A 23,177-nucleotide genomic window follows, 5' to 3' on the forward strand; every position below is an offset into this window, starting at 1 on the left:
ACCATGGCCATGCGGCACGGCGTACTGCCCCGCACCCTGCACGCCGGCACACCGACGTCGCACGTCGACTGGTCCGGGGGCGCGGTGGAGCTGCTGCACGAGCAGCGCGCGTGGCCCGAGGCGGGCCGGCCCCGCAGGGCAGGCGTGTCCTCCTTCGGGATCAGCGGCACCAACGCCCACGTGATCATCGAACAGGGGGACCTGGACGACCCGGCCGGCGACGACGCCCCGGCCGGCGACGGCACGGCGGCCGGCGACGGCACGGCGCCCGCCGCGGTCGTGCCCTGGCTGGTGTCGGCGCGCACGGCCCCGGCCCTGACGGCCCAGGCGGTACGCCTGCACGACGCGGTCTCCGGCGAACGGGCGCCCCGCGTCGGCGACATCGCGGCGACGCTCGCCACCGGGCGCGCGGTCCTGGACCACCGAGCGGTCGTGCTCGGCACCGACCGGGCGGAACTGCTCTCCGGACTGGACGCGCTGGCCTCCGAGCAGCGTGCCGCGGGCCTGATCACCGGCGCCGCCGGCGGTGTGCCGGACGTCGGCGTCCTGTTCTCCGGGCAGGGCAGCCAGCGCCTCGGCATGAGCTGGGAACTGGTGCGGGACTTCCCCGTGTTCGCCGAGGCGTGGCATGCCGCCGGCGCCGCGCTCGCACCGCTGCTGGACCACCCGATCGACGAGGTCGTGGCGGCGGAGCCCGGTTCGGAGCCGGCGGCACTGCTCGACGAGACCGCGATGACCCAACCGGCGCTGTTCGCCTTCGAGGTGGCGGCGTTCCGCCTGCTGGAGTCGCTCGGCGTCGTTCCGTCCGTCCTGGTCGGGCACTCCATCGGCGAGCTGGCCGCCGCGCACGTGGCGGGCGTGTTCTCCCTCGCGGACGCGGCGCGCCTGGTGGCCGCGCGCGGCCGGCTGATGCAGGCACTGCCCCGTGGCGGGGCCATGGTCGCCGTGCAGGCGCGCGAGGACGAGATCCGCGCGGCGATCGAGGGCCACCAGGACGCCGTCTGCATCGCCGCCGTGAACGGTCCGCACTCGACGGTGATCTCCGGCGACGAGGACACCGTCCTCGCCCTCAGGGCGAAGTTCTCCGGGGAGGGGTACAAGACCCAGCGCCTGAGGGTCTCGCACGCCTTCCACTCCCCGCTGATGGAGCCGATGCTGGCGGAGTTCGAGCAGGTGGCGCGGTCGGTGTCGTACGCGGCACCGCGCCTGCCCGTCGTCTCCAACGTCACCGGCGCCCTCGCGGACGGTGAACTGGAGCGGCCGGAGTACTGGGTGCGCCACGTCCGCGAGGCGGTGCGCTTCGCCGACGGCGTGCGCGCCGCCGTGGCGGCCGGGGTGGAGGTGTTCGTCGAGGTCGGGCCGGACGCCGTGCTGTCCGCGATGGCCCGCGAGACCCTCGCCGACATCGCACCGGAGGCGACGGCCGTGCCGATGGCGCGCCGGTCGCGCCCCGAGCCCCGCGCGCTGGCCGAGGCGCTCGCCCGCTTGCACGTCATGGGCGTCGCGGTGGACTGGCGGGCGTACCTCGCGGCCGTCGGCGTCACCGGGCACCACGCCGACCTCCCCACCTACGCCTTCGAGCGGCAGCGGTACTGGGTGCGGCCGGAACCGCCGAAGGGCGACGTCGGCAGCGCCGGGCTCACCGCGGTCGGTCATCCGTTCCTCGCGGCGGCCACCGACGTCGCGGTGGGGGACCAGATCGTCCTGAGCGGACACCTCGCACCGGCCACCGACACCTGGCTGGCCGACCACCGGATCTTCGGCAGCGCCGTCTTCCCCGGGACGGCCTACGTCGACCTCGCCCAGCAGGCGATGGACACGGCCGGGTGCGGCCGGATCGAGGAACTCACCCTGCAGACGCCGCTTGCCCTGACCGGCAACGCCGTCGACCTGCAGGTCACCGTCGGCGCGGCGGACGACGCCGGCCGGCGGGAGATCGGCATCCACGCGCGGACGGCGGGGACGCGGTCGTGGACCCGGCACGCCGTCGGTGTCATCGCCCCCGGACCGGCCCCCGCACCCGCGGCCGCGCCGGACGCCTGGCCGCCGCCGGGCACCGACCCGGTCGAGCTGGACGGCTTCTACCCCGGGCTCGTGGACCGCGGATACGGGTACGGGCCCGCCTTCCAGGGCCTGCGCGGCCTGTGGCGCTCCGGCGACGAGGCGTACGGCGAGATCCGGCTCCCCGACGACGTGCCGCACGCCTCGTCCGGATTCGGCCTGCACCCCGCGCTGTTCGACGCGGCACTGCATCCGGTCCTCGCCCTGCTCGCCGGACCGGACCGGAAGCGGACCCTGCTGCCGTACGCCTGGTCCGGGGTGACGTTCCACGCGGCCGGCGGTGCGGACCTCCGGGTCCGGGCGGCGCGGATCGGGGTCGACGAGGTGTCGCTGCTGATCACCGGGCCGGACGGCACGCCGGTCCTGTCGGTCGAGTCGCTGGCCCTGATGCCCGCGTCCGCGGACCAGCTCGCCGCGGTCGCCGCGGCGGACTCCTTGTTCACGCTGGACTGGACACCGCTCGCGGACACGGGCGGCGCGAGCCGCGCGGACGCCGAGTTCACCCATGTCACCGCGGCTGCGGGCGCGGACCTGCCCGCGTCGGCCCGGGCCACCGCGCGCGAGCTGCTCGGCCGGGTCCGGACCTGGCTCGACGACGGGACCCGGCGGGTCGTCGTCACCCGCGGCGCGGTCGCCCTCGGCGCGGACGAGACGCCGGACCTGGCACTCGCACCGGTGTGGGGCCTGATGCGGTCCGTGCAGGCCGAGCACCCGGACCGGTTCGTCCTGGTGGACACCGACGGCGACGAGGCGTCGCGGGCCGTCCTGGAGACGCTGGACCTGTCCGAGCCGCAGCTGGCGATCCGCCGCGGGGTGGCGTACGTGCCGCGCCTGGCCGCCGCACCGGCGGCCACCGCCGGACGTCCGGAGTGGACCGACGGCACGGTGCTCCTCACCGGTGCCACCGGCGGCCTGGGCGCGCTGTTCGCCCGGCACCTGGTGACCGGGCACGGAGTGCGACGCCTGCTGCTGCTCAGCCGGCGCGGTCCCGCGGCACCGGGCGCCGGCGAACTGGCCGAGGAACTCACCGCGCTCGGGGCCGAGGTCGTGCAGGCCGCCTGCGACGTGTCCGACCGCGGCGCGCTGGCCGCCGAGCTCGCACGGATCCCGGCCGGGGCACCGCTGACCGCGGTGGTGCACCTGGCGGGTGTGCTGGACGACAGCAGCGTGCGGACGATGACGCCGGAGCAGGTCGACCGGGTCTTCGCGCCGAAGGTCGACGCGGCGTGGCACCTGCACGAGCTGACGAAGGACCAGGACCTGGCGGCGTTCGTCCTGTACTCCTCGGTCGCCGGTACGTTCGGCACGGCCGGCCAGGCGAACTACGCCTCCGCCAACGTGTTCCTCGACGCGCTGGCCGCCCACCGTCGCGCCTCGGGCCTGCCCGCGGTCTCGCTCGCCTGGGGCCCGTGGGAGCTCGGCATGGCGGGCGAGCTCGGCGAGGCGGACCTCGCGCGGTTCCGGCGTGCCGGGTTCGTGCCCGTCCCCGCCGCGACCGGGACCGCGCTGTTCGACACCGCGCTGCGCCTGGACACGTCGCTGGTGGTGCCGGCCGTGCTCGACCGGGCGGGGCTGGAGGAGCAGGAGACCGTGCACACCCTGTACCGCGGCATGGTCACCCCGCGGCGCCGCAAGACCGAGGAGAGCGGCGGGCCGGCGCTCGCGCGGCAGCTGGCCGACCTGTCGCGGGAGGAGCGGACGGAGAGGGTCCAGGAACTGCTGCTGTCCACCTCGGCCCTCGTCCTCGGCTACCCGTCCGCGGACCACCTCGACGCCCGGATGTCGTTCCAGGAGATCGGGTTCGACTCCCTGAGCGGGGTGGAGTTCCGCAACCACGTCAAGAAGGACACCGGCGTGGAGATCCCGGCGACGGTCATCTTCAACTACCCGACACCGGCGGCGCTGGCGGTGCACCTGCTGGACCGGCTGTTCGGGGAGGCCGGGCCCGTACCCGACGGTCCGGACGACGAGGCGACGGCCATGGACGAACTCGACCAGGAGATCGACGACCTCGACCTCGAGGAACTGATCCAGCGGACGCTGCTGTCCGACTGAACCGGCGAGCGGTGGGGGCCGGTACCGCACGGGACGCCCTGCGGCCCGTGCCCGGCCGGGACGTGCACGGCCCCCACCGCCGCCGGCCGCCCGGCCCCGTACGACCGGAACGAAAGACCGGCCACCCGAACGAGAGGAAGTGGACTCATGGAACGAACACGTCGACGCGACGGCCTGTGGATACGGGAAGCCGGCCCCACGCCGCAGAAGGACGCGCCCGTGCGCCTGGTGTGCTTCCCGCACGCCGGTGGCGCGGCGTCCTTCTACCACCCCCTGGCGGCCGAGGTGGGCACGGCCGCCGACGTGGTGGCCGTGCAGTACCCGGGCCGCCAGGACCGCCGCGCCGAACCGGCGTGCGTGACCATCGCCGAACTCGCCGACCGCGTGCACGACGAGATCCAGGCGTGGACGGACCGGCCCCTGGTGTTCTTCGGGCACAGCATGGGTGCGGTCGTCGCCTACGAGGTCGTCCGCCGCATGCAGCGGCAGGGCGAGCACAGGCCCATCGGGCTGATCGTCTCGGGCCGCCGCGCGCCGTGCCTGCCCGTCCCGGCGCGCAACATCCACCTGCGGGGCGACGCCGCCCTGATCGACGAGCTGCGGCGGCAGAGCGGAACCGCGGCCGGCCTCCTGGAGGACCCGGAGATCGTCCGCATGATCCTGCCCTCGCTGCGCGGCGACTACCGGGCGATCGAGACCTACCGCCACCAGGAAGGGGACGAACCGGCCTGCCCCATCACGGCGATGACCGGCCGCCAGGACCCGGCCGCCACCGTGGAACAGGTACGTGCCTGGGAGAACCACACCCACGCGGCCTTCGAGCTGCGGCTCTTCACCGGCGGCCACTTCTACCTCAGCGACCAGTGGGACGCGGTCGGCGCGGCCGTCCGCGACTGCCTCACCGCCTTCGCCCGGCCCGTGGCCACCCACTGAGAACGGAGGAGACGATGAGCGAAGTGACCGTGAACACCGGTGCCTGGCTGCGGCGCTACCATCCGGCGGACGCCGCTCCCACGCGCCTGGTGTGCTTCCCGCACGCGGGCGGGTCGGCCACGTACTACTTTCCGCTGTCCCGGTCCTTGTCGCCGGCCGTCGACGTGCTGGCCGTGCAGTACCCGGGCCGGCAGGACCGCCGGAACGAGGCCCCGGTCGGCGACGTGGCCGAGCTCGCCGACCTCGTGACCGAGGAGCTGCGGCCCTGGGCGGACCGTCCGCTGGCGCTCTTCGGCCACAGCCTCGGAGCCACCCTCGCCTACGAGGTCGCCCTGCGGCTCGAAGCCGGCGGCGTCGAGCCGGTGAGGCTGTTCGCCTCCGGCCGGCGGGCGCCGTCCTGCCACCGCGACCAGGACGCGGTCCACCTCGCCGACGACGAGACGCTCCTCACCACCGTCAGGTCCCTGCGCGGCACCAGACCGGAGGTGCTGGCGGACGACGCGCTGCTGCGCCGCCTGCTGCCGGCGTTCCGCGGCGACTACCAGGCCGCCGAGACCTACCGCCGGAGCCCCGGTGCGCCGCTGCTGCGCTGCCCGGTCACGGTGCTCACCGGTACCGCCGACCCGGAGGTCACCCGGGCGGAGGCCGACGCGTGGGCGGACCACACGACAGGCGGGTTCACACTGCACGAGTTCCCCGGCGGTCACTTCTACCTCAACGAACACGCCCTGTCCGTGATCGCCCGCATCCGCGAGGCGCTCGATCGCTGAGCGCACCCGCGGGGTGAGGGACTTCAGGCCGGGGAATCCAGTTCGGCCCGCACGGTCTTGCCACCGGGCGGATGGGGGAGCGTCTCCCAGTGGTCGGCGATCGCGGTGACGAGCGAGAGGCCGCGCCCGCCGGCGTGGAGCACTGCGCCGGGTGCGGCGCTCGCGGGACGGACCACCGGCCACCTGTCCCCGCGCGCGTCGGTGACGTCGATGCGAAGGCGGCGGCCCGGCGGAGCCTCGAACCCGAGGGTCAGCCGAAAGCTGCGACCGGGCAGATGGCCGTGGAGTACGGCGTTCGCCGCAAGCTCCGCCACGACGATCTCGGCACGCTCCGTGAGGTCCTGCGGGGCGCCCCAGGACCGCAGTTGGCTCACGCTGAGCAGCCGGGCGAGCCGGGCACCGCGCCGTGTGGAGGACAGCAGCTGCGTGAAGGCCAGGGGAGAGGTGGTGAAAGGGGGAGCGGGTTGGTTCATGGCGCCAGCGTGACGTCCGGATGCGACGGTACGCGAGCCTCGCACCCCGTACGCCGAGTCAGCGTACGGGCACAAAGAGTGGACGGTACGCCCGCCCAGCCGTCACGCTGAGTGCCGAACGTGTACGGGCTCGAGCGGCTGGAGAGAGGGGCGGCGGATGGACATCGCCGAAGCGGAGACGGCCACGGGAGTGGGCTCCCGGACGGTTCCGGCGGGGGAGGGGGAGCGGGAACCCCACCCGTCGGACAGTCTGCGCACGTTCGGCGCGGTCGTCCAGGCGTTGCGCGAACACGCGGGGCTCAGCCGGGGCGAGCTGGCCGCCGTCGTCCAGTACTCCCGACACACCGTGGAGTCGGTGGAGTTGGGCCGCCGGATGCCGGACGAGGCGTTCGTCGAGCGTGCGGAGGAAGCGCTGGGCAACACCGGCGCGCTGCGCAGGGCCGCTCGCCATCTCAGCCGGGGCGAGGTGGGCCTCGCGGCGTGGTTCCGGCGATGGGCGCGGCTGGAGCGGGAGGCGGTGAGCCTGTGCACGTACGAGTGCCGGCTGGTGCCGGGCTTGCTGCAGTCGGAAGAGTACGCGAGGGCGGTGTTCGAGGGCACGATCCCGCTGCGGACCGACGAGGAGCTGGAGGCGCAGCTGATCGCGCGGATGGAGCGGCAGCGGATGATGCGGGAGAAGCCCACCGTGCCGTTCAGCTTCATCGTCGAGGAGCATGTGTTCCGGCGGCGGTTCGGGGACGCGGAGGCGATGCGCGGGCTGTTGGAGCATGTGCTGGAGCGGAGCGCCCCGCGCAATGTGACGCTGCAGGTGGTCCCGCTGGACGCGGGGCTGCACGCCTGTCTGGACGGTCCGGTGCAGGTGCTGGAGACACCGGAGGGCCGACGGCTCGGGTACTCGGAGGGGCAGAAGAACGGGCGGCTCATCTCCGACTCGAAAGAGGTGAGTGTGCTCTGCCATCGCTATGAAACACTGCGCTCGCAGGCCCTGAGCCCGAAGGAATCCAGGGACCTGCTGGAGCGACTGCGAGGAGAGCTATGAGCAACGGCACGGCGGGACTCGCCTGGTTCAAGTCCGGCTACAGCGGCAGTGAGGGCGACAGTTGCGTGGAGGTCGCGATCGCCGAACAGGCCGTCCACGTACGGGACTCCAAGGACGTGAGCCGCCCGGCCCTGTCGGTCGGCCGCGACGGCTGGCAGCGGTTCGTGCGGTTCGCGTCGGAGCGCTGAGCCCGAGAGGTGCCGTCCGCCGCGTCCGCTGAGCGCGGCAGGACGGCACACCTTCCCGGGCGCGGAGGCGTCGGGTGCGGGTGTGAGGTCGCCCCGCGGCTCGAAGCCGGCGTTGCCGGGACGTGCCAGCGACGGCGTGGCGGCGACGGCGTGGCGGCCGCTCGACCCGTGACGGACGGGCACCGGTGGTCGCATCAGCGGGTCAGGTCGGGGACGACAGTGTTTGTTCGGTCCAGATCGTCTTGCCCGGAGGCGTGTACCGGGTACCCCACGTGTCGGCGAGCTGGGCGGTGATGAACAGACCGCGCCCGCCCTCCTCGGTGGTGCCTGCGTGCCTCAGGTGAGGCGTCGCCAAGCCCGCGTCCCGTACCTCGCAGGTCAGCGTGCTGTCGTGAATGAGACGCAGCAGGATGGGAGGCATGCCGTAGCGGACCGCGTTGGTGACGAGTTCGCTCACGATGAGCTGGGTGCTGTGGCAAATGTCGTCATCCACGCCCCACTCGGCGAGTTGTCCGCGGGTATGGCGTCGCGCGAGGGCGGCAGCGGCCGGTTCCTGGTCGAGCTGCCACGAGGCGCACCGGTCGGGCGGGAAGGCCCGGGTGCGCGCGACGATCACCGCCGGGTGGCGGGCGATGACGTCGGGCGGGAGCCGGTACACGAGTGTGTCGCACAAGTCCTGCAGGGGCCGGTCGCGGAGATCGGGCGCAGAGGCCAGTGGCGCGGACGGCGATGCCAGGGAGGAGGCGATGCCCGGGTCACTCGCCACGACCAGCACGCTTCCATCCGGCACCTCGACGTCGGTGGCGACGAAGGGTGTGTGCTGAGTCGTACCGAGGCGGGGCCCGGCCGGTGTGGTGGGTACGGTCACGGTGGCGTCGGGGTGCACGACGAGGGCGGTCAGGCAGCCTGCCGCGGCCAGGGTGCACCTGCCGGTCAGGGGATCATGCACCGCATACACGCATTCGGCGGTGAGCGCCTCGCTCCGCAGCGGATCGCCGACGGGCAGGCACGCGCGTTCGGCCGCCAGCTGATCGGCTGTGCCGTGCAGGCGGGCGAGGAGCTCATCCGGGCTCAGGTCGAAGGCCGCCAGGGACCGTATGGCGGTACGCAACTGCCCCATGGTCGCGGCAGCGCTGAGCGGGCGTCCGGACACGCGGCCCGCCACCAAGGCGGTACGGGCGCTCGGCAGGGCGATCGTGTCGTACCAGGCACCGGGGCCGACGCCCGCGACGGAGAGGAAGCTGGTCTCGATCGACGCGTGGGTCTGGGGCCGGCGGGGCAGGAGCTGCCGGTGCACGGTCGCCGCGATGGCGTGTTCGCGTATGTAGCGGCGTGCGTTGTCCATGCAGAGCGCCGTATGGGTGGCCATCTCCACGGCGAGCGCCAGGTCGCTCGTCTCGAAGGGGGGCGACGGTTCCCTCCGGTACAGGCTGATCAGGCCGAGGACCGCACCGTGCAGGGTCAAGGGGACGACGAGGAGGGAATGCGCCCGGACGGAGCGGAGGGTCCTGGCTCGCGCGCCGTCCACGCTGCCCCAGTCAAGGTCTGAGCCCAGCGCCAGCAGACGCGGCCGCAGGTCGGTGAGGGCCTGGCTGAAGGGCGTCGGGGCCGGCAGGAGGCACACCTCGCCCACCGGGAAAGCCTGGGTCGGGAGGGCGTTGCCGCCCGCGAAGGCGGTGCGCAGCAGAGGCACGCCCGGTGGCAGCGGGGCGAGCGGCGGGTCATCGCCCCGGAGGACCGTGTCCACCACCTCCACCACCGCGGCGTCGGCGAAGCCGGGGACCACCGTCGCGGCGAGTTCTTCCCCTGTCACGGCGGGGTCCAGGCTGCGGCCCACGCGCGTGCGCACGGCGCCGAGCACACCCGTGCGGGCTTCGGCACGCTTCTGCTCCGTGACGTCGACGACAGCGGCGGCCACGCCCAGCACGGCTCCACTCGGGCTCTGCAGACGCAGGGCGGTCAGCTCGTAATACCGCGGAACTCCGTTCAGGCGGGCTCGCACGAGGCGCCCCAGCAGCGGTACACCCGTGTCCAGGACGCCGCCGAGCAGCCCGTCGACATCGTCCTCGACCATGTCGTAGACCTCGCGGGCCGGGCGTCCCACGAGATCGTCCACGGACACGCCCCGCATCACGGGTGTCGCGGTGTTGACCCGCACCACCCGCAGCTCGGAATCCAGGAGATGCAGCCCGATCGGGGACTGATGGAACAAGGCGTCCAGCATCGACACCGCCGCCTCGTCCTCCGGCCGGCCGGAAGCCCTGCCGTCCATGGAACCACCTCCCGGCTCCCTCGCACGCGCTCCGGCACCTCCATGCCGGCTCACCGCAGGTACTCCCAGCGTCCCGCGCCCACCCCTCCGTCCGCATCCGCAGGTGTGCGCCACGCTGCGCCGACCGGCCGACGACGGCATGACAGGCAGGAGCCGGCAGGTTTTCATGCCGGTATGGGAGGCGAGGGTCATGACAGGCGCGCAGGTCCGTCGTCGAGGGGTGAGGGGTGGGGAGCGCGAACGGCCCGGCGCATCCGGAAGAGCCGGCCGGGCAGGCTGTGGGACGCCATGTGGGGCCGGCTCACGGCGGCCGACTTCTTCAACCACGCGCTCCAGCTGGCCGCACTCGCGCTGCTGTGCTTCTTCCCGATGCTCATCGTCCTCACGGCGGCGACGGGCCGCGACACCGCAGCGGTCGTCATCCGGTGGCTGGGAGTGAACCAGGAGGCGGCGGACGCCGTGGCATCGCTCTTCGTTCCCGGGCCCGGCTCGGACACCGTGACGGTGGTGAGCGGCGCTCTCATGGCACTGGGGGCCGTGGCCGTCGCGGGCACCCTGCAGAGCTGGTACCAACTGCTCTTCGACGTCCCCGCCACGGGTGGCGTGACGTGGCGGTCCAGGTGGTCTGGCTCGTCTTCCTGATCGTCTTCGGCGCCGTCCAGACCGCACTGGGCCGTGTGACCGGGGGGTTGCCGCTGAGGAGTCTCACGGGGTTTCTGTGGGCGGCCGCCTTCTGGTGGGCCACCATCTGGGTGCTCCTGTCCGGAGTGGTGCGCTGGCGCGCCCTCCTCCCTCCCGCACTGATCACCAGCGTGTGCTGGCTGGGCCTGGGCCTGTTCTCCGCGCGCTACTTCTCCGCCTCGATCGTGGCCAACGAACAGCGGTACGGCCCCGTCGGCGTGGTCATGATCATCATTTCGTGGCTGGTGGCGGTGGGGGTGGTGATCCACTTGGGCGCGGTGGTGGGCCGCATGCTCACCGACCGCACGGGCGGGTACGGTCCAGGGGCTCCGCTCCCCCGCGGGAGGGGCCCCGGCCCCCTGGCTTGACACGCCGTGCCGAGGGGCCGGCCCGGACCCACGCGCCGCGGACGTCAGCCGCCGGACGCCGGACCCCGGGCGGGCGCGCCGGGGCCGGCTGTCCGAGGTGCCGACGGGTGCGGCCACCACCTCGAACCGATCGGCCGGGCGGGACACGGCTCGGAGCGAGGGACACACCGGCACGGCACCATCCGTTCTCCCGCCGCCGCCGGGTACCGCATGCCGCGTCCGAGCGCGTCATGTCCCCGGCCGGTGGAACAGAGGGCCCAGCGCCAGGCGTGCCACGCGGGGCCAGTCGGCCGGTGCCCCGCCCGACCTCGGCGTACCGGGGCGACGGCGTGGCACGCGGACCCGCAGTGCCCCGGGCGCGCTGCGGCACACCACGGGTGACGGCAGAACGACGTGCTCCCCGTCGATGCCGACCGGGAGGGTCGCCGTGTCGGCTTCGACGACGACTTCCCCTGCGCTCAGCCGGATCAGACCCCCGGAGCCGGGGCCGCGCACGATGCGCGCCGCCTGGGCGGTGTTGGCGACCCGGACGCACACCACGCCGAGGAGCCCGGAGTCCAGCCGCTCCCTGCGCCCGGGACGGGCCGCGTCGACGGCACGTCCGTAGGGGTTGTTGCTGACGAGCAGCGCCTGCAGCCCGTCGACGTACGTCCCGTCGGCCCGCGTGCGCAGCCTGGGCGCCTCCTCACCGGTGAGGAGGCCGGGGAGGGTGCGCAGGGTCGTGCGGGCTTTGGCGTCCCGGTACGCGGGGTCGGTGACGACGAACGCGTACATGCCGAACGAGGCGTTGTTGACGAAGACCCGGTCGGCGGCGTAGCCGAGATCGACGCGCAGTTCGACGCCGTCGGTCAGGGCCTCCAGGGCCGCCGCCGGATCGTCGCGGTCGAGGCCGAGATCGAGGGCGAAGTGGTTGCGGGTCCCGGCGGGGACCACCACGAACGGAACGTCATGGTGCGCCGCGACCTCGGCCACCAGCGCCTGGGTGCCGTCGCCGCCCGCCACCGCCAGGAGGTCGGCCCCCTCGGCGACGGCCTGCCGGGCCAGTTCGACGACGTCCTGCCCCGCTTCGAGCAGGGCGACCCGGCAACCCGCCGCCTCGGCCTTCGCCACCAGGCCGAAACGGCCCACCTTGCCGCCTCCGGAGCGCGGATTCATGACGATCCAGGGGGCGTGCGGTGCCCCGGTGACCACATGCTCGGCGGTGGCGCCGGAGGGCGCCACGGCCGTACGCGCCGCTGTGACGGCCAGCGCCCACAGGACGAGGGACACCACCGCCGGCCAGAGCATGCCGAACGCGGCGAACAGGGCGAGGACCGCGACCGGCGCGGTCACCGACAGGGCCGTCCCGAGGACGCGCAGCGGACCGGTGTGCGCCAGGGCCCACCACACGCCGATGGCCGCGAGCACCAGTCCGGCGAGACCGGCCAGCGCCCACAGCACGCTGCGCAGACCGGCGGCGACGAGCGGCACCAGGATGCAGCCGGCGAGAGCGAGCACGGCCAGACGAGCGCGTCCGGCACTGCTGTCGCGCACGGTCATGGTGACTGCACGACCCGGGGTTCCGCGTGCGCGCCGTGTCGCAGCCCCGCGCCGGGTCCTCCGCCCGTGGTCCCGCGCAGCCTCACGGCTTCCTCGGGGGGCCTTCGCCGTACGTGTCGAGGAACCCCTCCTTCCGGAACACGCACAGGGCCCAGATGATGAAGGCCGAGAGCGCGATCATCACGATCGACCACACCGGGTAGTACGGGAGGGAGAGGAAGTTGGCGACGATGACGAGCCCGGCGATGGCCACGCCGAGGACGCGCGCCCACATCGCCGCCCGGAGCAGCCCGATGCTGACGATCACGGCGAGCACGCCCAGACCGAGATGGATCCAGCCCCAGGAGGTGAGGTCGAACGCGAAGACGTAGTTGGGTGTCGTGACGAAGATGTCGTCCTCGGCGATGGCCATGACGCTGCGGAAGATGTCGAGGATGCCGACGAGGAGGAGCATCACCGCCGCGAAGGCCGCAAGGCCGGCTGCCCACTCCTGCTTGGCCGTGTGGACCGGTCGGGTGTGTGTCGTGGTCATCTTGCGCCTCGTTTCGTGGTGTGCGCTGTCAGCGGTCGGCGGTGCGGTCGGCGGAGCCCGCATGCGGGGCCGGACCGTGGCCGGCCAGGACCAGTTCCTTCGCCCTCCTGAACTCCTCGTCCGTGATGTCGCCCCGGTCGCGGATCTCGGACAGCCTGGCGAGCTCGTCGACGCTGCTGGTGCGGCCGGCGGCCGCGGTCTGCCTGATGTAGGCGTTGAAGTCCTCCTGCTGGGCGCGCGCCTGCGCCGCCTCCCGGCGGCCCATGTTCCTGCCCCGGGCGATCACGTAGACGAACACCCCGAGGAAGGGCAGAACGATGCAGAACACCAGCCAGCCGGCCTTCGCCCCACCGCTCATGTCGTCGTCACGGAAGATGTCGGCGATGATCCGGAACAGCAGGACGAACCACAGCACCCACAGGAAGAAGACGAGCATCGTCCAGAAGGCGCTCAGCAGCGGAAAGTCGTACGCCAGGTAAGTCGGTGCGCTCATGTCCGTCCTCCGTCCAGGGCGCCGGCCCGGCAGCGGTTCTGTGCCGTTCCAGCGTGCCCACGGTCACACCGGACGTCCTCACCCGGCGAGGGTGAGTGTGCGCGGCGGTGAGGCGTACCGGCAGGCCGGCTGCCGCCGTCGCGTCAGGGGCCGGTCCGCCCGCGGCGGGGGAGCGCGGCCGACCGGTACCAGGAGGTGGAGGAGACGTACTCGCCGAGCGCCAGGCCGGAGACGGCCACGAGGAAGACGGCGATCAGCCAGGAGAGGAACGTGAAGACGGGGCCCAGGGGCCCGAACTCGTCCAGGCTGCGCTCCATGGCCGTGGGCATCAGCAGACGGGCGGCCTTGCTCAGCAGGACCGTACCGGCGCCCGCCAGCAGGGCTCCCGGCGCCAGGCTCCGCCAGCCGACCCGGCCGCCCAGCAGCAGGTGCTGCGACCACCACCACAGCAGCGCCGCCGAGAGCACGGAGAGCACCAGCCCCGTGACCGGGCCCCCGCCGAACCCGCCGCGCAACGGCGCCTGGAGCAGGAGGAAGGCCAGCCAGACGACCAGCCACAGCAGCCAGCGCCAGACCGCGGCCCGCAGCGGGGCACGCGGCAGATGCCAGCACCGCTCGCACACCGCCTGGAGGGCCCGGGTGAACGCCGTGGCCGACAGGAGCGTCACCGCCACGCCGACCGCCCCGGCGGTGTTCCGCGGCGTGCCGGTCGCGGAGAACACCTGGCGCATCTCGTCGAGGGTGTCGCCGCCCATGCCCAGCACCGCCCGGAGGGAATCGGCCAGCAGGTCCTGCACCCGGTCGGGGGCGAAGGCCGCGACCGCCATCAGCAGCGGGAGCGCGGTGAGAAACGCCTGCGCGGCCAGCCGTACGGAGCCCTCCACGATGTTGAGCGCCGACAGGCGGGACAGCAGCCGGGCCGCGGGCCCCGCACGCAGGCGCGCGGCGAGCCGTCCCGCGCGCCCGCGGGACGGCTCCCGCTCCCGAGGCCCGGGGTCCCGGACCATGACTCACGGGACCGCCCGGCCCGCCGTCGGATCCGCCGGTCCGTCCGTCGGTCCGCTCGCCGTCCCGTCCGTCGGTCCGTCCGTCGGTCCGCTCGCCGTCCCGTCCGCCGGTCCGGACGCGGCCGCGAGGATCGCCAGGACGAGCACGACGAGCAGGGCGACGCCGAGAACGAGCGCCACCACTCCGACCGAGGGGCGGTTCCAGAGCACCAGCGTCAGCGCTGCGGCCGCGATGACGCCGCCGGTGGTCCACGCCCGGTGCCCCGCCAGCCAGCGTCCCGTGGACCCGGTACGCACTCCGGCGCCGTGCAGCGCCCGGCCGGCTGCCGTTGTTCCGCGGTCCGTCGCCCCGCGGAGGGCGCGGGCCGGGCGTCCATGGCCGTAGAGATACGCGACCAGGGCGATGACCACCGCCACGACCAGCAGAGTGCGCGTACTGTCGCGCAGGAACCGGACGAACGTGTCGAAGATCGCCGCGGCCGCGTCGGTGGGCAGCGTCGCGGGCGGAACCGAGTCCAGGTAGACCCGTCTGACCACGGCCAGGGCGACGAGCAGCACCACCATCATCACGCCGACGCCCGTTGCCGTGACCATCAGCATCACCCGGTGTGCCGGCGCCGTCCACACCGCGAGCACGGCGAGCACCACGGTCAGCACGGGCAGCCAGACGCCCATGACGTCCAGCAGTCGCATCGTGTCCTGCGCCTTGCCCAGCTGCTCGGTCTCGAACAGCGTGATCGTCCGGTCGGTGTCCGGGATGGCGGAGGCCTTCTCGAAGCCCGCGGCGACGAGCCGCTCCCGGGCCTGGTCGACGACCTCTCCCACATCCAGCTGGATGGTTCCGCCCTCGGCGCGCAGGGCGCCCTCGCCGTCCCCGGTGAGCATGTTCACCACCGCGGCGTGCGACCGCCGGTTGGCGCCTTCCCACACCTGCTGGAAGGTGTCGCTGGTGATGACCCGGCTGATCGTGCGGTCCACGACGGTCCTGACCGCGTCCTGCAGCGGAGCGGTGAGGGCTCCGGCCCCCTCCACCACGCGGGGTGGTGCCCCGGCGTCCTGGAGGGCCTTGGCGAGCGAGTCCGTCACCGCCTTGACGTCCACGTTGGCCACCACGCGGTCCGTGAGCCGGTTGATCACGGCGTCCTGCACGGCGGGCTCGGACGCCAGCGGCGCGACGGTCTCCACGTACCTGTCGGTGTCGGAGACCGTGTCCTGGACCCAGGCCGCGACCACGGCCAGAGGGGCGAGCAGCAGGGTCAGCAGGAGGAGGACCGAGGCGCCGGCCCGGCGCACCCCCCGGTGGCGCACCGCCGCGTGACGGCGCAACCGCTCGTACTCCGCCCGCTCGTCGGCGGTCATGACGTGCTTCGGGGTCGCGGATCCGCCGGAGTCCGGCGGATCGGGGGACACGGCTGGGTTCATGAGTGCTGCCTTCCGTCCAGGACCCGGTCGCGGCCGGGGCGCGCGCCGGGCCCTTCGGTTGCGGTGTCAGGCCGTCCCGGCCGGGGCGTGCGGGCCGGGGCGCGTCTTGCGGAGCATGGCCCGCCACGCGAGGGCGACCACCGCCTCCGCCAGGCCGAGCAGGACCAGCCACAGGCCGAGCAGGCGGGTCAGGGCCCGGGCCGACTCGGTCGGCAGGGCGAGGACCACGATCCCCGCGACGATGCCGAGCAGCGCGGCGCCCAGGACGATGCCGCGGTGCGGCAGGTCCTCGGCGGTGAGGGCCGCGTACAGGGTGAGGATCCCCGAGATGAGCCAGACGGCCCCGACGATCAGCGAGAGCGCGGCGATCGTCTGCAGGGGGTTCCGCAGGCACAGCACCCCGGCCAGGAGGTACAGCACGGCCAGGAGCAGCGCCGGCAGCCGTTCGTGGCCTCCGCGCGCGAAGACGTCCACGAACCGGAAAGCCCCGATCACCAGCAGGTACAGGCCGATGAGGACGGCCAGGACGTGCAGGGTCGCCTCCGGCCAGACCAGTACGAGGACACCCGGGATCAGGGTCGCGGCTGCCGAGCCCAGCAGCCAGGGCCAGGAGTGGCCGAGCCGCGCGAGCGCATCGGCGGGATCACCCCTCGCGCCGGGAGCCGTCCCGCCGGGCCGGTTTTCCTGTCCGGTGCGCGATGCCGGACCGCGCGGCATGGTCATGGCTCCTCCTGGCGTGATCGGCGGTGTGCCGGGGACCTGACGGCCAGGGTCACGCCCGCCCCGGGGAGCGCGGATCACCCACCACAGGTGATCCGTCGGCGCCGTCGTGGCGGTGAGGTGGGTATCGCTCGGCGCGCGGTCGACCGGCCGTGCGGCACACCCGCCGGGCGCCGCGGGACGGAGCGACGGGACGGAACGAAGAGACACGAGATGAGCGACCAGAGCGCAGCCCGCACGGACCGGACGCCGTCCGGGCCGGACGTTCCCGGTCGGCCCCGCCTTCGTCGGGCGGCGGTCGTATCCGTCACCCGCGCCGTGTTCATAGCCGTCGGCCTCGTCACCGCCTACTACCTGCTGCCCCTGGACGAGCGGGGCACGGCCGGTGCGTCGGCACTGCTCTTGGGCGGTCTGGCGGCGGTGCTGCTGGTGTTCGGCTGGGAGGTGCGGGCCATCGTCCGCTCACCGCATCCACGTCTGAAGGCCGTCGAGGCCCTGGTCGCCACGCTGGCACTGTTCCTCATCCTCTTCGCCGGCGCCTACTACCTGCTGGACCACTCCTCCCCGGGCTCCTTCAGCGAACCGCTGACCAGGACGGACGCCCTCTACTTCACTCTGACCACGTTCAGCACCGTCGGCTTCGGGGACATCGCGGCACGCTCGCAGACCGGGCGGGTGCTGACGATGCTGCAGATGTTCGGCGGGCTGCTGCTCGTGGGGGTCGCCGCGCGGGTCCTGGCGGGCGCGGTCCAGGCGGGGCTGCGCCGGCAGCGCCGAGACGCGCCGGACCAGGAGGCCGGACCCTGACCGTCCCGGCGGTGGCCACGCGTGAGGCGGTCGCCGGGGCATTCCTGTGATCGTCCGCCCTGCGGCTCCGCCGGGCCCGACCCGGTGCGGGTGCCCCTGTGCTCGGCGGCGAGCATCCGGACAGCTCCGTATCAATGCGTCAGTACGATCTTGCAGGAGACGATCAGCAGGCCGAGCAGGAGATTGACCGACGCCGTTGCGGCCATGAGCCGCCGGGACGCACCGGCGCGGCGAGCCGCGGCCACGGACCAGCCCACCTGGTCGGCCACGGCGACGGCAAGAGCCAGCCAGAGGGCACCCCGCACGTCGAGGCCCAGGAGAGGGCTGACCGCCACCGCGGCGGCCGGCGGGACGGCGGCCTTGACGATGGGCCACTCCTCGCGGCACACGCGCAGCACGACGCGGCGGTCCGGTGCCCGTTGGGCCAGGCGTGCCCCGAACAGCTGCGCGTGCACGTGCGCGATCCAGAACACCACGCTGGTGAGCATCAACAGCACAACCAGCTCGGTGCGGGGGAACGAGCCCAGGGAGCCGGCACCGACCACCACGGAGGCGGCGAGCATGGAGCCGTAGACGGCGCCTGTGTAGTCGGCGTGGGCCCGGCGTTCGGCGCGACGTGCCCGGCGGTCCGTGGCCGGTCCTGCTGCGGTTCCTCTGGACACCTGCCCGATCCCTCCGGCTCAGCTCGCGGGCCCGGACTCTCCGCCCGGAGCGTCGCCGTCCGGCTGCTCCGCACGGTGGTGCGGGGCGGTGGGCAGGTGCGGTGTGACCAGGAAAGCGGCAAGGGCGATGCCGCCGGTCGCGAGGATCGCTGCCTTGAGGCCGTCCAGCTGCGCGGAGGCGTAGGAGTCCGCGACGGCGTCGGCTTCGGACGGCGGCAGGCCGGCACGCTCGGCCGCCGAGCGCACCTGATCGGTGGGGACGAAGGTGATCCCGGCCTGGAGGGAGACACCGACCTGCTCACGGGTCTCTGCGGTGAGCTGCGGATTGTCCTCGACCTGTGTGGTGAAGGCGTGCGCCAGCGCACCGATCAGGATGGACCCGATGAGCGCGGTGCCCAGCGCCGAGCCCAGGTTCTGTGCCGTGAACTGGAGTCCTCCGGCCTCGCTGCGTTCCCCCTTGCCGACGCTGGACTGAACGACATTGCCCAACTGCGAGGCGAGAAGGCCGACGCCCACGCCGAGCAGGGCCATGGCGCCGGCGAACTGCGCGTCGTCGATGACCGGGTCGATGGTGGCGAGGAGCCACACGATGGCCGCGGTGAGGGTCACCAGGGCCAGCCGGACCACCCGGCGCGGCCCCCACACCCGTCCCAGCGAGGACGCGCACAGAGAGGTCACGAGCATGGTGGCGGACACCGGCAGCAGGCGCAGTCCCGTCTGGAAGGCGTCGAAACCCTGCACCACCTGCAGGTACAGCGGAATGGCGAAGAACAGCCCCAGCAGGATGAGGTTCTGGCTCAGCAGGGTCAGCAGGCCGGACCGCAGCACGGGTCTGTGCAGCAGGGACAGGTCGACGAGCGGGTCGGCGCCCTGGTCCTTCCGGCGCCGTTCCCAGTGCCGGAAGACCGCCAGGACGGCAGCTCCGGCCCCGACGACGAACAGTGTCGGGGCGAAGCCGAGCACGGTGAACGGTGCGTTGCGGGGCTGCACCCATCCCCAGGTGCTGCTCTGCAGCACGCCGAGCACACACAGCGCCAGCCCGGTCGCCGACAGGACGGCACCGACGCCGTCCAGCCGGGGACGCGGGCGGACCGGGGCGGGCGCCGCGATCGCCCGGCGGCACAGCAGCACGGCCAGGACGATCACGACCTCGCCGGCGAACACCAGCCGCCAGGTGAGGTATGTCGTCACCCAGCCGCCCAGCAGCGGGCCGACCGCGATCCCGGCTCCGGCGAGTCCGCCGATGACTGCGTAGGCGATGGCCCGGTCCCGCCCCTGGTAGGACTCCGCGACAAGGGCGGCCATGGCGGGCAGCACCATGGCGGCTCCGAGTCCCTCGATGATGGACCAGCCCAGCGTGAGGACCCACAACGTGGGTGCCACGGCGGTCAGGGCCGACCCTGCGGCGTAGACGACCAGGCCCACGAGGAACATGCGCCGACGCCCCAGGATGTCCCCCAGCCTGCCCCCGGTGATCATGAAGGCCGCCATCACCAGCGCGTACAGAGTGATGACGGCCTGAATGGCGGTGACCTCCGTGTCGAAGTCCTCGACCAGCTGACTGATGGACACGTTCATGACGGAGGTGTCCAGGACCATCAGGAACTGTGCCGTACCGAGGACGGCCAGGGCCCGCCAGCGCTTCACAGTGTCCACCTCGCCGAGTCGGTGCGGTACGCCGACGGAGTCGGCCGGGCAGCGGACCGCGCACGGCCCGCCGCTCCTGTCCATCGGAGCCGAAGTGCGCGTGCCGTGCCTCACCCGCCGCGGGGGAGGGGCCGCCGTCGAGGAGTCACGGATGCGCCACAACCCCTCCTGGCTTGCGCGTGCGCAAGGAAGGCGTAGACCCGGCCCCAATCGGGGAAGTCCGCGGGACATCGCCCGCCACGAGATCCCGCCCGCGACCAGGTGGCGGACCGCGTCCAACAACTGCCGATGACAGTAGCCCTCGGGCCGTCCACCCCGCCCCTGGAACCAGGCAGGCACCGGCAGCAACGGCCGCCCGCTCCGCGTCTGTCATGTCCGACGGATACCGGCGCGCCCGGTCCGGATGGTCGGCCGCGTTGCCGTACACATGCGCGAGGCAATCGCACGACACGGCGGGCGAGTTGAAGTCAACGTGCCCGGGCACGTACAACAAGGACAACAGGGCTTCCGGGAAGCACTCGGAAAGGGATCGCACCCCGCGAGCTACCAGGAGGCCCTGCTTCCACGCGCGGAAACCGCCGCAGTCACCCGATCGAGACTCCCGTTTCGACCGACTCGAGATCGGTACGGGTAACAACCACTTACGTGTCGGGATGCTGCGGCAGGGCGAGCCAGTCCGACCAGGAGATCTCGCGGCCGAGGAAGCGCGGCTGCTCGAACGGCCAGTCGGCGGCGATCCACTGCGGCACCAGCGCGTCGAGGGCCTGCTCGACCTTGCTGCCCACCAGCTCGTCCACCACCCACCAGGAGATCTCGCCGTCCGCGCCGGCCTTCTCCGGTGGGTCGATGTAGACACAGCCGAGCAGAACTGTCTCCGCCGCGTCGAACAGCGCGTAGTTGAAGGACTGGTGCGCGGCGATCTCCTTCTCGTGCCGCAAAAGGTCGGCCTGGTCGGCCTCGTAGGTCATGGTGTCCGCGGGCCAGCCCCAGGCCGGGCCGAAAATGGTCCACAGCCGCTCGCGCGAACCCATCACAGCCGGATAGTCGAGCGGGGTGTCCGCCTCCCGGATCGGCCGCAGGTGATGACCACCGCCCGGCAGCGGTACCAGGACGGGGTGGACGAAGTCATCGGGAAGCCAGCTCATGGCGCCCGACCGTAGCAGCGCGCGGCCGTCCGCAGGGGCGATCACATCCGCCAGGAGCCGCGTGTGCAGCTCCGGCATGTCCGTCACGCCGCTGCCCAGGTGCGGGAGGCGAGCTGGGGGAAGGCGTCCTCCATACGGTGCGCACGGTGCGGCCGACGAGGGTGCGCAACTGGCTCTGACCAGGGTTTTCTGGGTTCCGGCATCATTTCCGATGGCGGATCGCGTGATGCGCCTGTCACTCGAAGACTCCGCGCCCGGCCAGAAGTCCCGGAAAGCCCGGAGACACCTACGGGCCGGCTCCCTCCCGCCCCGCATTTGCACAGGTCAGGAGGGGTCGCGCGCTGTCTTTTCTCAGAACCTTCAGATGTCCCGGAAGATCTCGATCTGCGCCCCCACCGAGTTCAGCCGCTCCGCGAGGTCCTCGTACCCCCGGTTGATGACGTACACGTTGCGCAGCACCGACGTGCCCTCGGCCGCCATCATGGCCAGCAGCACCACCACGGCGGGGCGCAGGGCCGGCGGGCACATCATCTCGGCGGCGCGCCAGCGGGTCGGGCCCTCGACGAGCACGCGGTGCGGGTCGAGGAGCTGGAGGCGGCCGCCGAGGCGGTTGAGGTCGGTCAGGTAGATGGCGCGGTTGTCGTAGACCCAGTCGTGGATGAGGGTCTGGCCCTGGGCCGTGGCCGCGATGGCCGCGAAGAAGGGCACGTTGTCGATGTTCAGGCCCGGGAACGGCATCGGGTGGATCTTGTCGATCGGCGCCTCCAGCTTGGAGGGCCGCACGGTCAGGTCCACCAGCCGCGTACGGCCGTTGTCCGCGGTGTACTCGGCGCTGCGGTCGTGGTCGAGGCCCATCTCCTCCAGCACCGCGAGCTCGATCTCCAGGAACTCGATCGGTACGCGGCGGATCGTCAGCTCCGACTCCGTGACGACCGCAGCGGCCAGCAGGCTCATCGCCTCGACCGGGTCCTCGGAGGGCGAGTAGTCGACGTCCACGTCGATGGCCGGCACGCCGTGCACGGTGAGCGTCGTCGTGCCGATGCCCTCCACCCGTACGCCCAGGGCCTCCAGGAAGAAGCACAGGTCCTGGACCATGTAGTTGGACGAGGCGTTGCGGATGATGGTGACGCCGTCGTGGCGGGCGGCGGCCAGCAGCGCGTTCTCGGTCACCGTGTCGCCGCGCTCGGTCAGCACGATCGGACGGTCCGGCGCGACGTCCCGGTCGACCTGCGCGTGGTACAGGCCCTCGGTGGCGGTGATGTCCAGCCCGAAGCGGCGCAGCGCGATCATGTGCGGCTCGATGGTGCGCGTACCCAGGTCGCACCCGCCCGCGTACGGGAGTTTGAACTGCCGCAGCCGGTGCAGCAGCGGGCCCAGGAACATGATGATGGACCGGGTGCGGCGCGCGGCGTCCGCGTCGATGGCCTCCATGTCCAGGTGGGCGGGCGGGACGATCTCCAGGTCCGTCCCGTCGTTGATCCAACGGGTGCGCACGCCGATGGAGTTGAGCACCTCCAGCAGGCGGTAGACCTCCTCGATGCGGGCGACCCGCCGCAGGACCGTGCGGCCCTTGTTCAGCAGGGAGGCGCACAGGAGCGCCACACAGGCGTTCTTGCTGGTCTTGACGTCCAGGGAGCCGGACAGCCGGCGGCCGCCGACCACCCGCAGGTGCATCGGCCCGGAGTAACCGAGCGACACGATTTCGCTGTCGAGCGCCTCGCCGATGCGCGCGATCATCTCAAGGCTGATGTTCTGGTTGCCGCGCTCGATGCGGTTGACGGCGCTCTGGCTTGTGGCCAGTGCCTCGGCGAGCTGCGTCTGCGTCCAGCCACGGTGTTGACGGGCGTCGCGGATGAGCTTCCCGATGCGTACGAGGTAGTCGTCTGCCATGACGGCAGGTTATCTCAGATATGAGATGGGGTTCGCGGTGGGGTAGGCCATCAGGGTGACAGGGTATGTGCAGTGGGGTGACGCGGTTCATACAGGGGCAATTCGGCACCACTCGGAAGTCGCAGCGAGGCGAGCAGCCCCCAGCCCTGGTCGCTCACCGGCTCGGCCACCTCGGCCCCACGGTCCGTCAGCTCGCGCAGCGCACCCTCGATGTCGTCGCACATCAGGTAGAACTCGTGGCGCTCCTCGCCCCCCGACGGGTGTACGGCGACCTCGGCGGGCGGCAGCTTGAAGATGAGCCACCCGCGCCCCGCGTCGACGTGGTCGAACCCCAGCACGTCCCGCAGGAACGGCCGGTCCGCGTCGGCGTCCCGCGTGTAGAGGATGACGTGCGCGCCACTGAACATGCTCCGATGCTCACCGCGCGGCACGGGATCGCGCCATCGGAGCGCACCCGTACGGGGACGGACGGC

Annotated in this window: 21 protein-coding genes; 8 read left to right on the forward strand and 13 right to left on the reverse strand. The window is 72.8% G+C overall.

Annotation, left to right across the window (positions count from 1 at the left end):
* Nucleotides 1-9: 9 nt before the first annotated feature.
* From IH00_RS0132900 to IH00_RS0132910, 3 genes are all read left to right on the forward strand, one after another.
* Complete coding sequence (locus IH00_RS0132900; RefSeq protein WP_234335052.1) at nt 10-4,116, forward strand: type I polyketide synthase; 4,107 nt, start codon at nt 10-12, stop codon at nt 4,114-4,116.
* 147 nt (nt 4,117-4,263) lie between these two features.
* The gene (locus IH00_RS0132905; RefSeq protein ID WP_031079734.1) at nt 4,264-5,049 is read left to right on the forward strand and encodes a thioesterase II family protein; all 786 of its coding nucleotides are present in this window, start codon (nt 4,264-4,266) and stop codon (nt 5,047-5,049) included.
* A gap of 14 nt (nt 5,050-5,063) precedes the next feature.
* A complete protein-coding gene (locus IH00_RS0132910) occupies nt 5,064-5,819 on the forward strand; it encodes a thioesterase II family protein (protein ID WP_031079735.1) in 756 nt (251 codons plus the stop codon).
* Nucleotides 5,820-5,842: 23 nt separating this feature from the next.
* On the opposite strand, the gene IH00_RS0132915 is transcribed toward IH00_RS0132910, so the two are convergent.
* Nucleotides 5,843-6,292: an ATP-binding protein gene (locus IH00_RS0132915; RefSeq protein WP_031079736.1), complete on the reverse strand. Its 450-nt coding sequence runs from the start codon at nt 6,290-6,292 to the stop codon at nt 5,843-5,845.
* A gap of 157 nt (nt 6,293-6,449) precedes the next feature.
* Here IH00_RS0132915 and IH00_RS0132920 point away from each other — a divergent pair, with 157 nt between their 5' ends.
* Both IH00_RS0132920 and IH00_RS0132925 read left to right on the forward strand, forming a co-directional pair.
* Entirely contained in the window at nt 6,450-7,331 is an 882-nt protein-coding gene (locus IH00_RS0132920; RefSeq protein ID WP_031079737.1) for a helix-turn-helix domain-containing protein, read from the forward strand.
* Nucleotides 7,328-7,519 carry a DUF397 domain-containing protein gene (locus IH00_RS0132925; protein WP_031079738.1) on the forward strand — a complete coding sequence of 64 codons (192 nt, stop codon included), beginning with the start codon at nt 7,328-7,330 and terminating at the stop codon, nt 7,517-7,519. The genes IH00_RS0132920 and IH00_RS0132925 overlap by 4 nt, the downstream gene beginning before the upstream one ends.
* Nucleotides 7,520-7,721: 202 nt before the next feature.
* Here IH00_RS0132925 and IH00_RS0132930 read toward each other — a convergent pair whose 3' ends face one another.
* Complete coding sequence (locus tag IH00_RS0132930) at nt 7,722-9,791, reverse strand: SpoIIE family protein phosphatase (protein WP_031079739.1); 2,070 nt, start codon at nt 9,789-9,791, stop codon at nt 7,722-7,724.
* Nucleotides 9,792-10,079: 288 nt separating this feature from the next.
* Here IH00_RS0132930 and IH00_RS39150 point away from each other — a divergent pair, with 288 nt between their 5' ends.
* Nucleotides 10,080-10,433: a hypothetical protein gene (locus tag IH00_RS39150; protein ID WP_052411827.1), complete on the forward strand. Its 354-nt coding sequence runs from the start codon at nt 10,080-10,082 to the stop codon at nt 10,431-10,433.
* Nucleotides 10,400-10,840 carry a YihY/virulence factor BrkB family protein gene (locus IH00_RS39155; RefSeq protein ID WP_052411828.1) on the forward strand — a complete coding sequence of 147 codons (441 nt, stop codon included), beginning with the start codon at nt 10,400-10,402 and terminating at the stop codon, nt 10,838-10,840. The genes IH00_RS39150 and IH00_RS39155 overlap by 34 nt, the downstream gene beginning before the upstream one ends.
* Before the next feature lie 228 nt (nt 10,841-11,068).
* On the opposite strand, the gene IH00_RS0132940 is transcribed toward IH00_RS39155, so the two are convergent.
* The 6 genes from IH00_RS0132940 to IH00_RS0132965 form a co-directional block, all read right to left on the reverse strand.
* A complete protein-coding gene (locus IH00_RS0132940; protein ID WP_039947671.1) occupies nt 11,069-12,379 on the reverse strand; it encodes a diacylglycerol/lipid kinase family protein in 1,311 nt (436 codons plus the stop codon).
* Nucleotides 12,380-12,461: 82 nt separating this feature from the next.
* Nucleotides 12,462-12,911: a DUF7144 family membrane protein gene (locus IH00_RS0132945; RefSeq protein ID WP_031079741.1), complete on the reverse strand. Its 450-nt coding sequence runs from the start codon at nt 12,909-12,911 to the stop codon at nt 12,462-12,464.
* Between the two features lie 28 nt (nt 12,912-12,939).
* Complete coding sequence (locus IH00_RS0132950) at nt 12,940-13,404, reverse strand: SHOCT domain-containing protein (RefSeq protein ID WP_031079742.1); 465 nt, start codon at nt 13,402-13,404, stop codon at nt 12,940-12,942.
* Nucleotides 13,405-13,547: 143 nt separating this feature from the next.
* Nucleotides 13,548-14,411, reverse strand: a complete 864-nt coding sequence (locus tag IH00_RS0132955) for a YhjD/YihY/BrkB family envelope integrity protein (protein WP_052411829.1) — start codon at nt 14,409-14,411, stop codon at nt 13,548-13,550.
* A 3-nt stretch (nt 14,412-14,414) separates the two neighbouring features.
* Complete coding sequence (locus IH00_RS0132960) at nt 14,415-15,833, reverse strand: hypothetical protein (RefSeq protein ID WP_078888090.1); 1,419 nt, start codon at nt 15,831-15,833, stop codon at nt 14,415-14,417.
* A gap of 66 nt (nt 15,834-15,899) precedes the next feature.
* On the reverse strand, nt 15,900-16,556 hold the full coding sequence (locus tag IH00_RS0132965) for an HdeD family acid-resistance protein (RefSeq protein ID WP_039947672.1): 657 nt from the start codon (nt 16,554-16,556) through the stop codon (nt 15,900-15,902).
* A gap of 210 nt (nt 16,557-16,766) precedes the next feature.
* Here IH00_RS0132965 and IH00_RS0132970 point away from each other — a divergent pair, with 210 nt between their 5' ends.
* The gene (locus tag IH00_RS0132970; RefSeq protein ID WP_078888091.1) at nt 16,767-17,360 is read left to right on the forward strand and encodes a potassium channel family protein; all 594 of its coding nucleotides are present in this window, start codon (nt 16,767-16,769) and stop codon (nt 17,358-17,360) included.
* Between the two features lie 131 nt (nt 17,361-17,491).
* Here IH00_RS0132970 and IH00_RS0132975 read toward each other — a convergent pair whose 3' ends face one another.
* The 5 genes from IH00_RS0132975 to IH00_RS0132995 form a co-directional block, all read right to left on the reverse strand.
* Nucleotides 17,492-18,022 carry a hypothetical protein gene (locus IH00_RS0132975; RefSeq protein ID WP_031079747.1) on the reverse strand — a complete coding sequence of 177 codons (531 nt, stop codon included), beginning with the start codon at nt 18,020-18,022 and terminating at the stop codon, nt 17,492-17,494.
* Nucleotides 18,023-18,040: 18 nt separating this feature from the next.
* On the reverse strand, nt 18,041-19,669 hold the full coding sequence (locus IH00_RS0132980; protein WP_031079748.1) for an MFS transporter: 1,629 nt from the start codon (nt 19,667-19,669) through the stop codon (nt 18,041-18,043).
* Nucleotides 19,670-20,310: 641 nt separating this feature from the next.
* Nucleotides 20,311-20,814 carry a GNAT family N-acetyltransferase gene (locus tag IH00_RS0132985; protein WP_031079749.1) on the reverse strand — a complete coding sequence of 168 codons (504 nt, stop codon included), beginning with the start codon at nt 20,812-20,814 and terminating at the stop codon, nt 20,311-20,313.
* A gap of 360 nt (nt 20,815-21,174) precedes the next feature.
* Nucleotides 21,175-22,704, reverse strand: coding sequence for a helix-turn-helix domain-containing protein (locus IH00_RS0132990; protein WP_031079750.1), 1,530 nt, complete (start codon nt 22,702-22,704; stop codon nt 21,175-21,177).
* Between the two features lie 50 nt (nt 22,705-22,754).
* Nucleotides 22,755-23,111: a VOC family protein gene (locus tag IH00_RS0132995; protein ID WP_031079751.1), complete on the reverse strand. Its 357-nt coding sequence runs from the start codon at nt 23,109-23,111 to the stop codon at nt 22,755-22,757.
* Nucleotides 23,112-23,177 lie beyond the last annotated feature (66 nt).

It is taken from the genome of Streptomyces sp. NRRL S-118 (genome assembly GCF_000716335.1).
Classification (GTDB): Bacteria; Actinomycetota; Actinomycetes; order Streptomycetales; family Streptomycetaceae; genus Streptomyces.

What these genes read in the sequence shown, in the direction of transcription:
- IH00_RS0132900 (WP_234335052.1), top strand. Translation starts at nt 10, where the DNA reads ATGCGGCACGGCGTACTGCCCCGCACCCTGCACGCCGGCACACCGACG.
- IH00_RS0132905 (WP_031079734.1), top strand. Translation starts at nt 4,264, where the DNA reads ATGGAACGAACACGTCGACGCGACGGCCTGTGGATACGGGAAGCCGGC.
- IH00_RS0132910 (WP_031079735.1), top strand. Translation starts at nt 5,064, where the DNA reads ATGAGCGAAGTGACCGTGAACACCGGTGCCTGGCTGCGGCGCTACCAT.
- IH00_RS0132915 (WP_031079736.1), bottom strand. Translation starts at nt 6,292, where the DNA reads ATGAACCAACCCGCTCCCCCTTTCACCACCTCTCCCCTGGCCTTCACG.
- IH00_RS0132920 (WP_031079737.1), top strand. Translation starts at nt 6,450, where the DNA reads ATGGACATCGCCGAAGCGGAGACGGCCACGGGAGTGGGCTCCCGGACG.
- IH00_RS0132925 (WP_031079738.1), top strand. Translation starts at nt 7,328, where the DNA reads ATGAGCAACGGCACGGCGGGACTCGCCTGGTTCAAGTCCGGCTACAGC.
- IH00_RS0132930 (WP_031079739.1), bottom strand. Translation starts at nt 9,791, where the DNA reads ATGGACGGCAGGGCTTCCGGCCGGCCGGAGGACGAGGCGGCGGTGTCG.
- IH00_RS39150 (WP_052411827.1), top strand. Translation starts at nt 10,080, where the DNA reads ATGTGGGGCCGGCTCACGGCGGCCGACTTCTTCAACCACGCGCTCCAG.
- IH00_RS0132940 (WP_039947671.1), bottom strand. Translation starts at nt 12,379, where the DNA reads ATGACCGTGCGCGACAGCAGTGCCGGACGCGCTCGTCTGGCCGTGCTC.
- IH00_RS0132945 (WP_031079741.1), bottom strand. Translation starts at nt 12,911, where the DNA reads ATGACCACGACACACACCCGACCGGTCCACACGGCCAAGCAGGAGTGG.
- IH00_RS0132950 (WP_031079742.1), bottom strand. Translation starts at nt 13,404, where the DNA reads ATGAGCGCACCGACTTACCTGGCGTACGACTTTCCGCTGCTGAGCGCC.
- IH00_RS0132955 (WP_052411829.1), bottom strand. Translation starts at nt 14,411, where the DNA reads ATGGTCCGGGACCCCGGGCCTCGGGAGCGGGAGCCGTCCCGCGGGCGC.
- IH00_RS0132960 (WP_078888090.1), bottom strand. Translation starts at nt 15,833, where the DNA reads ATGAACCCAGCCGTGTCCCCCGATCCGCCGGACTCCGGCGGATCCGCG.
- IH00_RS0132965 (WP_039947672.1), bottom strand. Translation starts at nt 16,556, where the DNA reads ATGACCATGCCGCGCGGTCCGGCATCGCGCACCGGACAGGAAAACCGG.
- IH00_RS0132970 (WP_078888091.1), top strand. Translation starts at nt 16,767, where the DNA reads ATGAGCGACCAGAGCGCAGCCCGCACGGACCGGACGCCGTCCGGGCCG.
- IH00_RS0132985 (WP_031079749.1), bottom strand. Translation starts at nt 20,814, where the DNA reads ATGAGCTGGCTTCCCGATGACTTCGTCCACCCCGTCCTGGTACCGCTG.
- IH00_RS0132990 (WP_031079750.1), bottom strand. Translation starts at nt 22,704, where the DNA reads ATGGCAGACGACTACCTCGTACGCATCGGGAAGCTCATCCGCGACGCC.
- IH00_RS0132995 (WP_031079751.1), bottom strand. Translation starts at nt 23,111, where the DNA reads ATGTTCAGTGGCGCGCACGTCATCCTCTACACGCGGGACGCCGACGCG.